The organism is Providencia sp. NPDC089933 (assembly GCF_049545585.1).
GTDB classification, from domain to species: domain Bacteria; phylum Pseudomonadota; class Gammaproteobacteria; order Enterobacterales; family Enterobacteriaceae; genus Providencia; species Providencia huashanensis.
This window is the reverse complement of sequence record NZ_JBMWDT010000005.1, coordinates 228,482-240,767: the sequence shown is the minus strand read 5'-3', so window position 1 is coordinate 240,767 and position 12,286 is coordinate 228,482. Positions and strand designations below refer to the sequence as shown.

The window sequence follows — 12,286 nt, the reverse complement described above, 5'->3', positions numbered from 1 at the left end:
AAATGAATAATACCCAATATGAAGAATCACAAAATATTGATATGGACGAATTGCTCGGAAATATCACAACAGCACTAATGGATGGTGCGACTTATAAAGATATCCATGGTATCCCACAAAGTACAATGGACGGTATCTATTCCTATGCTTACGAATTTTATCAGCAAGGAAAATTAAAAGAGGCTGAAACTTTTTTCCGCTTTTTAAGTATTTATGATTTTTATAATACAGATTATGTCATGGGGCTTGCTGCAGTTTATCAATTAACGAAACGTTATGACAAGGCCACTGAATTGTATGCTTTAGCGTTTGTTCTTGCCAAAGACGACTACAGGCCGTTATTCCATGCGGGGCAGTGTAATTTAATGATGAAGAAAAGTAGTGCGGCACTGCATTGCTTTGAAAGTGTATTGGAAAGCAGTACTGATGTTGATTTACAAAACAAATCACAGGCTTATTTAACGGCATTAAAGAAAAATCTTGCAACAGTAGAGCCCAAGGACCCAAGCTCTAATACTTAAGGATATAAAAATGGTTGATATTTCAAATAGTGGAAATAGCGAACGAATAAAAAATATTCACACTTTTCTGAAGGGTGAGAACCCGTTAGCTTTGACGGAAGATATCACGAAATCAGTTCTAGTCTTAGAAGAAGCCTACGGGGCATTAGCTTCAACAGAACAAATGAAACGTTCTCGTGCTGAAAATTCGCCACAATTAAATGCACCAAAAATGCGGGCGATGGCTAAAACAGCAAACCCGCAAGGGGCAAATTCGCCTCAGCAAGAAAAAAGCTTTAATGCAAAGTCGTTACTGATAGAAACTTTTTCAACAATACGCCAATTGTTGCACGAAGGGAATATTAGTGAGTTGAGTAACAAAATAAAGCTACTGAATGTAGAGTCTGAATCAATCAGAGAACAAGGTAATATCCTTTTAGATACTTTTAAGAAAAACACCGATGCATTGAGTAGCTTGCATGACCAATTTGAGGAGCAGCAAAAAGAAGATAAAACACTGCGAGCGGAGTTAAATAGCTTAAACAGACAATCTGATTCTTTACAAGAACAGTTCGAACAGGCTGGCCTTAAGCTACAAACTGCACAGGAACAATTAGCTGAAATCAATGAGTTAATTACCATACCTCCAGTCAACTCCACCGATGCAGAAGATATTGAAGCATTGAATAAATTGTCACAGGCAAAGCAATCTTTAACTCAGACAATTGAAGGGTTAACCAACCAAAGTAATACATTATTAGCGGATAAGCAGCAGTTAAACCAACCAATTGCCACGTTAAGCCACAAAATTAGCCTATTAAATACTCAAGTACTGGCAACAGCCGAGGCGGTAACAAAACAGGCGGAAGTTGCACAGCAAGATAACCATAAGTTAAATCAGTTTTTTGAAAATGCGCCCCGCAGAACTGACATTGATGGTGATAAATGGGAGAACACGTTAGCACTTTTAACCATGCTAACGGCCCAGCTTAAAAAAGCGATGAACGAAGACTCTATTCGTAGCATGAAAGAGCAAGAAGAGGTCATGATGAAAATCAGTGAAGCCTCTCGGAAAGATTCAGAGAAAAAAGCCAAAGAGGCCGCGGAAGCTGAACGTAAAGCGGCAGAATCAAATAAAGCGGCTTCTTGTGCGAGTAAAATTTTCAGTTATGTTTTATTGGCTGTTTCAGTGATTGCCACAGTGGCAACTTTTGGGACTGCTGCACCGTTGACGCTTGCTATTGCCGCCATTGGGATTGCAATGGCCGTTGCGGATATTGTTCTAGAAGAAACGGGGCATGGCAGCTTAATGCAAATGCTGGCAACTGAAATTTCTTCAGTAGTAACCGATATGCTGATTGAGTTTGGTGTTGATAAAGATAAAGCGAAGCAGATCGGCAGTATTGTAGGCATGATTGTTGCTGCGGTAGCGTTCTTAGCTGTCTCATTAATTTCAATGGGGTCGATGATAAAAAACATTGTTAACACAGTGAAAAGTGCCGCTAAATTATTAATGAAAAACGTGGGGACATTGCTAAAAAATACCATTAAAGCAATGCCTAAAAACCTAACGAATGCATTAGGGAATATTGCAAATAATACTGCCAAAGTAAGTGATTCAGTTGCTGATAGCGCAGACAGTATGGTGAAACTATCTAAGTTGGCTAAGTTATCGGATAAGTTTGATGAGGCAAAACATGTCACCAAAGCGATTAGCCAAGTGGTGGCTAAAGCTGAGAAATCCTCAGACTTAGTCTCCATTGGTGGGCAAATGGTAAAAGTGAGTGATTCTGTTGCGGATGGTGCAGGTAGCGTTGCGAAATTAAGCAAACTCACTAAGTTAGCTGACAAAGTTGATGATGTGAAAGATACGGTAAAAACTGTTGAAAAAACAATAGATAAAGCCCAAAAAATCGAGAAAGTGAAGAATCAAAGTGTGGCGATGGCAAAAGTGGAAGTCGTAGCAAAAGGCTCGGGTGCTGCGCTAACCGTAGCCAGTGCAGCAACAACAGGAGGACTCAATTTACATGCAGCATCTATGGGGGAAAAAATGAAGGAGATGCTTGCAGGGATGATGCTAAACAATGCGGCGATAGAAGCCATTACTGAGTTGCTAAATCAGTTAATTAAAGCCATGTCAAAGAATTATGAACAGTTTGATGAAATGTTCACAACCATGCTTAACGGTCTTCAGCAATCTAGCCAAAACAAAGTCGATATGATGAAAACAGCGCGTTATGCGTAAATTAAGGAGTAATTAAAATGACAGCCATTACTATGCAACCAGCGATTTCAAATAAAACTATCTTCAATACTGGAGGAATAACTAACTCTAAAGAGATACCTACATCAACGTTGGTAGGAGGAAGTCAGGAAATCAGCTTGTCTAATTTACCATCACTTATTGAGAATGAACTATCTGAAAAGCCAATATTAAATCTACCTGTAATTGAGCAGATGAAGCCAGAGCAATTAATATATGCGCTTTCAAGCCTTGATGTGCAAGAAATGGAAAATATTGAGCAGATCTCAAGCCTATTACAACCGAAAATTGCGAATGAATTGCAACGTATTTTTGAACAAGCAGAGCAAAAGGCAATTGGGCAAGTTGATTTAGCCAAGCCTCGTCAATTTCTTGGAATTATAAGTAGTGACATTATTGTAGAAATATCAAAACTTATTCGTAAAGTTGCCTCTGAGATAAAAATTTCTGACCGTCAAATAAGCACCGCTTTTAATGTGTTGAGTGGCAAAATGGTAGAAGCAGCAGCCGCATCCACAATTAAAGAAGGCAAAAAAATGATGGAAGGCGCTATTATCAATTTTAGTGTTTCTTTAGGCGTGAGTGGCGCAGGGGCAGCATTCCAAGCAAAATCGCTACATACCCAGAGTAAATCAATTAATACGAATTTAAAATCAGGTATTAACAATATCAATGCAGGTGACAGGTTATCGCAGCTAAATGGTCAAGCATATGCATTAACGGGTAAAACCAATGGTGGAGCTGTGTTAAAAGGCAAGGATGGATTGTCTATTGAACTAACTGATCAAGCCACAATGGGGCAAAAAGCATTAGTCGCTAAAAATGGTCAAGATGCCGCCAACAGTACGAAAGCTTATGGTCAAAATCAGCTTAACGAACACAATAATATTGCTACTAAAGAGAGTATAAAGCGTGGTGTTGCAGAGCAAGGCGCTCGTTTATCCGATAGTGCGGGGAATATGGCGGCATCAACATCACAGGCGGAAGCAAAAGCCCAAAGTGCTAACGCGATGATAGAGCAAGACATTTCATCCGCTGCGCGTAAAGTGTCTGAAAACGCGGATAAAGCGATTAGTGAAAGTGGTGAATTACTGAAGAAAATGAATGAGACGCTAAGAGATGTTCGCGATGGCAATATACGCACATTCCAAGCCGTGGTAAAAGGTTAATAGGAGCTAATAATGGAGGTAATATTCTCAACTGTATTAGCCAATTCTCAAGTTTCCTATGTTAAGCCTTCTGCTGGAATAGATCTGCCCCCTACTGGGGCGGGTATTTTTATTGACCCGAATGACGATATTTATCAACAAGTGGACAGTTATTTTCAACAGCTGGGTTATGAAGTACCAAGCCCTACAGTACGCACTCAAGTAGAATCAAACCAACTTGATCAAATTATTGAACAAGCAAAAACGTTATTGCGTGAGTTAAAAATATCGGGAGATAAGGCGTCGAGAGTACTATTAGGCTTAAACGAAGAGTTTGCACTTGAACCTAGTGGCGCAACGATGATGCGAAAGAAATCATCGAATATATTACCTCCGATTGAAGATGGTAGAAAGCACATTGGTGCCATTAGTGGCATGATTGATAATATTCATAAAGGTTACCAAAAAGAATTTGGTGAAATAATAAAAGCAACCACAAAATATATGCAGGATGTAAATACGGCATTAGGTAAAATACCCGAATATATTAAAGCAGGAGATAGTGGAAAGATAAAACTGCAAAGAGTGGCTTTATTAAATAGGCTAGATGACCTTTTTGAGCCTTATACCGACCATAAAACAGTAAGAGGAAATAAACCGTTAATTACAAATTCTGATGCGGTAAACATTACATACTATGAAAATTGGTCTAAGCCAGAAAATAGCGCCGAAAAAATATATGAAATAAAATATAGTGAGCCTGTTTTTGAATTTTGGAAAAAGAAACTGGACGGACAGGGATTTAAAGTCGAAACAAGAGGTTCTGATGATAGTAAAGTTATTCGAATTTATCCAGACCTGAAGCCACTACGCGAAATTATGAAATCAATCTATGATATTGATTCTTCTAGTGCAGGGTGGGCAAGTAAAGGCGTAAATTTGCTTGCACAGAGCGTACAAAGTATGCAAACAGCGATTGACGCACAAAAAAATGTGATTAATAACTCTGTTTCACGTTTATTAGAAACATTCCGTCAAGATAATAGCCACTTTGATACATTAACTCAGTTGCTAGTTCAATTAATAAAAGATTTAAACCAATATAATAGTGGTTTTATCAGTATGTGATCTTTCTTGGTATAAATTAAAAATATTAATTATCATAAGGACTAACTATGATTAGTACTCAGAATAACTCTGGGATTCATAATATCTCTAATTCTTTTCATCATAATTCCGTTATTAAAGATGGTAATGTATTCGCTTCTAATTTAAATAATGTTCATTCATTAGATGCCGAAAGTGTTTTACCTAAAAATAATATTAAGAACGAAATGAATATTTCTGGTAATGTTGGTGACTTACACAGCAATAACCACCAACAGCAAATAGACAATATAACACAGCTAGTTATTAAGTCTAACAGTAACATTACTCGTAATATGGTGGCGAAAGTTTTAGGAGCAGGTAACCATGGCAGTACAACTCAGCAAGAGTTAAACCTTCGTCCAGAAACGGCTCTAGTGACATTAACGTTATTTGCTCCTGAAGAACTCCCCTCAGCATTAGTTTCTGCAGCCGCAAAATTAATTAAAGAAATAGATGGAATACAAGATTTAAATACGGATGAGAATATTGAGGTTACGCTAAAAAAAACACAGGGAAATTTAGATAAACAGTTAGATAAATTCTTATCGGATAATATTACACTGGAGAAATTAGCTATTTGTTATCAAGAAAAATATGTTGACTCTGCAATTAAACACCAACTTAGTGCGTTTTTTTCTGACGAGGTGATTAATAGCCGTTCAACGGATAGCTTTTTGGTGAGTGATTTAAATATACAAAAAGGAAAGGATATCGAAAATACTATAAAGGAGTACAGTAACCTTGAACAGAAAAAATATGGTGATAAATATCAGCATTTAAATAATTTATTTCGTTATATTGAACAAAAGATAGAAATTATTAGCCCATTAAAAATAAAAATGGCATTGAGTGAGCCTGTAAAATCAGCAACACCATCAGTGAAAACAGAGGATGACGTTATTGATGGCATGTATAATCCAACAGAAAAAATGGGTGCTCCATCATCCAAGATAACAAATAGTTATAATACAGAATATCACTATCACTTAGGCTCTCCATTTAGCGAAAATATTAGTCAGATAAGTCATCAAGAACCTGGAGTAAGTAACACATCGTTTCAGGAGCCTACACAGGCTACAAATGATAAGGATTCGGCATTACCACCATCGAAAAAACCACTAACACGTGTTGTATTCAGCCAGCCAGTACAAGAGCCCGATGTGGATTATGATATGGACAATGCTAAAGACCAGGAAAATACTGAAGTAAAACAGCCTATTATTGAAAAGCCAGTTACGGCATCTAATAAGGTATCACCGTTGAATAATACCTCTTTGGAGCCACAGGATAGCTCTCACTTGATTAGGACTGAAGCTTTGGAAGAGTCTCGTTTGCCATCAGGGGAAAAATCCATTGAGGCGAAGCCAAAAACAACGGAGTTTTTCATTAACACTCAGCCAAAAAATGATTTTACGGTTAACCGTTACCAGAAAGATGAAAATAATCATTGGGTGCTGAAAAAACCTGATGCACAAAAACCAGTGACTTTAACGGCGAATGGGGCACTGACTCGTAATCAGTCAGATAAAGAGGTTTATCGTGGTGAACGTGAAGCAACAAAAGTCGTTGTGGATACTAGCTCACATCTCCCTAATGCGGGGTCGCTAGTGACATTAACTGAGCGTGGTGCACTGACGCGAGGCCAAGCGGAAAAAGAGCGTTATGCTGTTGCAACGGAAGAACAGATGAAACCTCTAAATGGTATTATTGGCTATCAGAACGCGGCGACTAAAGGTGGATCACAATGAGTCAAGTTCACCAACAATGGTTAGAAAATACTATTTATGCGCTGCGGGCTTATTCAGGTATTAAATTACAGGTTACGATGGATTCAAGTATTATCGAAGATCTGCATATTGACTCATTAGAAATGCTGGAATTGATAACGGAAATTGAGCGATACACTGGTTTGCCCCTTCTAGACGAAATCTGGATGAAATGGCGCTATTTACGCGATATTGTTAATTACCTATTGAGCGTGAAATGAAGATGAAAAGCCACTTAATATAAATAGTGGCTTTTCTATTTCCGTAATCAATATAACTAACATCGAGGTATTTTACATTTTCTGATTCTTTATGTTTTCCCCCAAAATTTCTTCTTTTATTTTCAGTCATATAAATTTCATATTTCTATCATCAAGTGATAATGCTCACAAAATAACATTCCCTCGTTTGCTTAATTCTACGCGCGTAGACTATCCTTTAAGTAAATAAAAATACCAGTTAGATTATTTTACAAATAGGCTTTGCGCCAATACCAAGGGTTTATGACTATGGCAACACATTTAAATACCGAGGCTAACCAACAAGCCGCACAAGAGCGGTTAAATACGCCTGAAGGGAAAAAAGATTTTCGCCGAGCGATTTTTTCCTGTTGGTTAGGGACAACCATGGAATATGCCGATTTTGCTCTCTATGGTTTAGCAGCAGGTATTATTTTCGGTGATGTTTTCTTCCCTGATGCGACGCCGGTTATGGCACTGTTATCCAGTTTTGCCGCGTATTCTGTTGGGTTTATCGCTCGCCCAATCGGTGCATTATTTTTCGGCTGGCTAGGTGATAAACATGGTAGAAAAATGGTGATGGTGATTACCATTGCACTGATGGGGATATCTACAACCCTAATTGGCGCAATTCCAAGTCACGCGCAGATTGGTGTTTGGGCGCCGGTTTGTTTGGTTATTTTACGGTTTGCTCAAGGACTTGGCGCTGGGGCTGAGCTATCTGGTGGAACTGTGATGCTCGGGGAGTACGCTCCGGTCAAGCGGCGTGGGTTAGTCTCTTCGATTATTGCCCTAGGTTCAAACAGCGGAACATTACTGGCTTCAATGATTTGGTTGATAGTCTTACAGTTAGATAAAGAAAGCCTCATGTCATGGGGATGGCGTATTCCGTTCCTTGGTAGTATTTTGATCGCGCTGGCAGCGTTATTTATTCGCCAACATATGCGTGAAACCCCTGTATTTGAACGGCAAAAAGCCCAACTGGCAGAGGAGCGTCGCCAAGCGTTGGCGTCTGATGCTGTAAGTCACCCTGTTGATAACCGTACCTTTTGGCAGAGAACGCGTGCATTTTGGACCATGGTTGGCTTACGGATTGGCGAAAATGGGCCGTCTTACCTAGCCCAAGGTTTTATTATTGGTTATGTCACCAAAATATTGTTGGTGGATAAATCGGTACCGACAACTGCGGTTTTAATTGCCTCGATCCTCGGTTTTGCCATTATCCCTTTTGCCGGCTGGTTATCTGACCGATTTGGTCGCCGTATTATTTACCGCTGGTTCTGCTTATTGTTAATGTTGTATGCAGTCCCCGCCTTTATGCTACTGGATTCACGGGAACCGCTGGTTGTGATCCCAACGATTATTGTTGGAATGGGGTTAGCATCTCTGGGGATTTTTGGCGTGCAAGCGGCATGGGGTGTAGAGCTATTTGGGGTACGTAATCGCTATACAAAAATGGCCTTTGCTAAGGAGCTTGGTTCTATTTTGTCGGGGGGAACAGCACCGCTTGTCGCCTCAGCGTTATTATCTTGGACTGGGCATTGGTGGCCAATTGCTATTTATTTTATGGGGATGGCATGTATTGGTCTAGTTACCACATTTTTTGCACCAGAAACGCGAGGCCGTGACCTTAACTTGCCAGAAGATGCAATATAAGTGAACGCCGGTGGTATATAAAAACCAGAGTGGCTGCTATTCTTTCGTAAGATAATAGTAAGTGAAAAAGGAATTGCTGCGTGCCTGATGTGAACTATCGTAAAGTGACGCGGGTAGATGTTGCCCGCGAAGCCGGAACTTCTGTTGCAGTGGTCAGTTATGTGATTAATAACGGTCCCCGTCCTGTTGCTGAGGCGACGAAACAGAGGGTGTTAGCGGCGATAAAAAAAACGGGGTATCGCCCGAATGGTATCGCTAAAGCACTGGCGTCTGGCAGTACACAAACCTATGGGTTGGTGATCCCTGATATCTCTAACCCTTTTTTGGCTTCTATTGCACATGCATTGCAACGTGAAGCTTTCAAGCATGGTCATGTCTTGTTATTAGGGGATGCAGGGGATTCCCGTGTGCGTGAAAAAGAACTGATTAACAACCTACTTTTACGCCAAGTCGAAGGGTTGATTTATACCAGTGTTGACCGTCATCCGTACATTGACCTGATCCAATCTTCGGGTACCCCTTGTGTGATGTTAGATAGGGTCGACCCTACCGAAGGCGTCAGTGCTCTTCAAGTCAATGAAAAGTTGGCAGCCTATAAAATCACTCGCCATCTCATTGAGCATGGTTTTAAAGATATTGGCATTATTTGTGGGCCCATTGAAATGCTTAATACCCAAGACCGGTTAAGTGGTTGGGAAAACGCTTTGGTAGAAGCCAACCTTGAAATACAGCAAAAATGGGTTATTGCAGGGCAATATACGCGTGATTGGGGTTACCAAGCTATCTATCAAATGCAGAAAATAGGGTTCCCTGAGGCCATTTTTGCAACCAATGAGTTACAAGCTTTTGGTTGTTTGAAAGCCTTAGCTGAACTAAAACTGCGGGTACCAGAGGACATTGCTCTGGTGTGTTTTAATGGTACTGTGCAATCGGAGTATACTGTTCCTACACTCACGACTGTTCGACAACCTGTTGATAAAATAGCAGAAAAAGCGATACAGATTCTACAAAACTGGCCAAATAAAGAAGCCATTTGTGAGGTGGATTTTGAGCTACAAATTGGGCACTCCTGCGGGTGCTGATAATGTATTATTTCAGGGAAATTTATGCGTGTAATTATTGATTGTGACCCGGGAAACGGCGTTGCAGGCGCGAATGTTGATGATGGGCTTGCTCTTGCACTTGCGATAGCAGCGCCAGAAATTCAACTAGAGATGATCACAACCGTTTCAGGGAATACGCCTAGTGAGGTTGGTTTTAATGTGGCCAGCCATTTAGTTAACTCGCTGAATGAGGACATTCCTGTTTACCGCGGGGCGTCATCGGCATTAATTGAAGCTAGCGGACCATGGCGCGAATTATTAGATAATGGCGCACAGCGGGCGCAACTTAACTATTTGTGGGATAACCTTCCCCCTGTGCCTGCTTTACCTAAATCAGCACCAGAAGCTGCGTGGCGTATTGGTGAGCGGGTGTGTCAGAACCCGCATCAGGTCACTATTATTGCGATTGGTCCTTTAACCAATATCGCCATGGCCATGCAATTGTTCCCTGAAATGGCAGAGAAAGTGGCTGAAATTGTTATTATGGGAGCGGTATTTAATGTCCCTGGTTATATTAAAGATACCAATTTTGGGCTAGACCCAGAGGCGGCCCATGCGGTTTTGAATAGTGGTGCCAATATTACTTTAGTGCCAATGGATGTTACGGTACAAACACAGATGGTACAGAGTGACCTCGATAAGTTTTCTGTACTTCAATCCACATTGAGCCAATTTCTTGTTAATACTATGCGCCCGTGGATTGATTATTCGCGGGCTACGCGTCAGCTGGCGGGGTGTTGGGTTCACGATGTGTTAACCGTTGCATGGCTATTAGATAAAAGCCTAGTAACCTACGAGAAAAAACAAGTGGGTATTGAGCTGCAAGGGGCATTACGTGGAAAAAGCTATTATTATGATGCGTTACGTTTACGAGTCGGTATTCCTGAGCCAATGGCAAAACCGATTACAGTATTACAAACTGTAGATAATCAAGGTTTACTGGGTTTAATTTTTGCCTCGGTTAGCCGATATACTGCAAAGCCAGCCTGAAGCTAGCGCCATTCGGCGCTAGTTCAATGAACTGACATTAAGCTATCGATTTTTGCATTGTGCCGTAGGCGAGTTTGCCTTTATGGAAAGAGGCATGCCTTGGTGAAATTCGCGCAACGGCCTCAGCTGAGCAAGATGCGTCGACGAGAACAAAGCTAGCATCATCGCCTTTGGTGGGCCAAATTTGCTGGCCTTTGGTATCTAATGGCAAAATATTCCCTGTCGCAATTGCTAAAGCGCGAGACAGTGCCAGTTCATCTGGGCGAGTATACAACTGAGCATACAAGTTGGCTTTTTCGAGCATATCACCCAGCCCAAACGGTGACCAATGGTCGATAACGCTGTCTGTTCCGGTCATCACAAATACGCCATTATTATTTAATATTTTCAATGGCATATGTAATGTACCTATCGGTACTGTTGAGGCGATAGTCATTTGTTGTTCCGCCAGTTGTCTTGCGGTTTTTTCGGCTTGTTCTGGGCTCAGTGTTGCAAGAGCAAAGGCATGGCTAATCGTTACTTTACCGCGCAAACTTGGGTTTTCATTCACTGTTTTGATCATATACTCGATGGCAGCAAAACCCGCAGGGCTGGTTTCATGTAAATGAATGTCTACGCCTTTATTATAATCGAGAGCGATTTGGAACATCGTATCGAGAGATTTTTCCATTGCCCCATCAACGTTAGTGGGGTCTAAGCCTCCCACATAATGGGCGCCAGCTTGCATGGCTTCGCGCATTAAGGGTTCTGATTTTGACAACAATAACCCATGCTGTGGGAAAGCGACAATTTCACAAGTTAAATCTTGTTGGTGTTCATTAAGTACTTTTTGTAGGGTTTCTAAATTTTTTAATCCAGAAACGGGTTCGATATTACAATGGCTTCTGGCAATGGTTGATCCATGGGATTGGATCAACGTGATCAGCGCATTGGCTCTTTCTTCGGTGAAGGGTTGCAGTTCAGGTAACAGTTTCTGCTCTAGGGTGATCATATCCATAATTGTTTTACCTTCACGTGACTGTGGCGCTTGCCATGGCCCGCCATAGAAGGTTTTATCAAGGTGGATATGCATATCGCGAAACGCCGGTAGCATCAATTTGCCTTGAGCGTTATAAGCATTTAGCTGGTGATTAACATGTTGTTTATTCGGTAAAATGGCGACAATTTTACCTTGATCGATTTCAACCGTTTGCAATGCGGTTTTAGTGCCAATCACCGTAGTATCGCGGAAATTAAAGCCTGTTTCGAGTAATACATCGTCAAGGTAATAATGGCTGTCGGTAATGCGAGTAATATCGGATGACATTGTGGGTTGATTTTGCGCGGATGCAATACCTGATACGGTACCAAAAAGGGTACAAGCAGCGGCGACTTTGGCGCTAGTGGAAAGGAACTCTCTTCTGCCGGATGATTGGTCTGCTTTCATAGAAACTCCTTGTGATCATGAAATAGAGTCGAATTTCCAGTTTTTG

The 12,286-nt window shown here is 40.8% G+C and carries 10 protein-coding genes; 9 read left to right on the top strand and 1 reads right to left on the bottom strand.

Annotation, left to right across the window (positions count from 1 at the left end):
- Positions 1-2: 2 nt before the first annotated feature.
- The 9 genes from sicA (at position 3) to ACPEH5_RS09725 (ending at position 10,814) form a co-directional block, all read left to right on the top strand.
- Positions 3-521, top strand: coding sequence for a type III secretion system translocator chaperone SicA (gene sicA, locus ACPEH5_RS09765; protein ID WP_042843355.1), 519 nt, complete (start codon positions 3-5; stop codon positions 519-521).
- Between the two features lie 10 nt (positions 522-531).
- Positions 532-2,745: a type III secretion system translocon subunit SctE gene (gene sctE, locus ACPEH5_RS09760; protein WP_423727031.1), complete on the top strand. Its 2,214-nt coding sequence runs from the start codon at positions 532-534 to the stop codon at positions 2,743-2,745.
- A gap of 17 nt (positions 2,746-2,762) precedes the next feature.
- Positions 2,763-3,932 (top strand): hypothetical protein, encoded by a 1,170-nt coding sequence (locus ACPEH5_RS09755; protein WP_129466914.1) that lies wholly within the window; start codon positions 2,763-2,765, stop codon positions 3,930-3,932.
- A gap of 12 nt (positions 3,933-3,944) precedes the next feature.
- Positions 3,945-5,039, top strand: coding sequence for an IpaD/SipD/SspD family type III secretion system needle tip protein (locus tag ACPEH5_RS09750; protein ID WP_210814115.1), 1,095 nt, complete (start codon positions 3,945-3,947; stop codon positions 5,037-5,039).
- A gap of 47 nt (positions 5,040-5,086) precedes the next feature.
- Entirely contained in the window at positions 5,087-6,808 is a 1,722-nt protein-coding gene (locus ACPEH5_RS09745; RefSeq protein ID WP_281110828.1) for a hypothetical protein, read from the top strand.
- A complete protein-coding gene (locus tag ACPEH5_RS09740) occupies positions 6,805-7,047 on the top strand; it encodes a phosphopantetheine-binding protein (protein WP_048605503.1) in 243 nt (80 codons plus the stop codon). Before ACPEH5_RS09745 ends, ACPEH5_RS09740 begins: the two co-directional genes overlap by 4 nt.
- 288 nt (positions 7,048-7,335) lie before the next feature.
- Positions 7,336-8,721 carry an MFS transporter gene (locus ACPEH5_RS09735; RefSeq protein ID WP_042843359.1) on the top strand — a complete coding sequence of 462 codons (1,386 nt, stop codon included), beginning with the start codon at positions 7,336-7,338 and terminating at the stop codon, positions 8,719-8,721.
- Positions 8,722-8,801: 80 nt separating this feature from the next.
- The gene (locus ACPEH5_RS09730; RefSeq protein WP_187550793.1) at positions 8,802-9,803 is read left to right on the top strand and encodes a LacI family DNA-binding transcriptional regulator; all 1,002 of its coding nucleotides are present in this window, start codon (positions 8,802-8,804) and stop codon (positions 9,801-9,803) included.
- A gap of 24 nt (positions 9,804-9,827) precedes the next feature.
- Positions 9,828-10,814: a nucleoside hydrolase gene (locus ACPEH5_RS09725; RefSeq protein WP_042843362.1), complete on the top strand. Its 987-nt coding sequence runs from the start codon at positions 9,828-9,830 to the stop codon at positions 10,812-10,814.
- Positions 10,815-10,851: 37 nt separating this feature from the next.
- On the opposite strand, the gene ACPEH5_RS09720 is transcribed toward ACPEH5_RS09725, so the two are convergent.
- Positions 10,852-12,240: an amidohydrolase family protein gene (locus ACPEH5_RS09720; protein WP_131680905.1), complete on the bottom strand. Its 1,389-nt coding sequence runs from the start codon at positions 12,238-12,240 to the stop codon at positions 10,852-10,854.
- Positions 12,241-12,286: the final 46 nt, after the last annotated feature.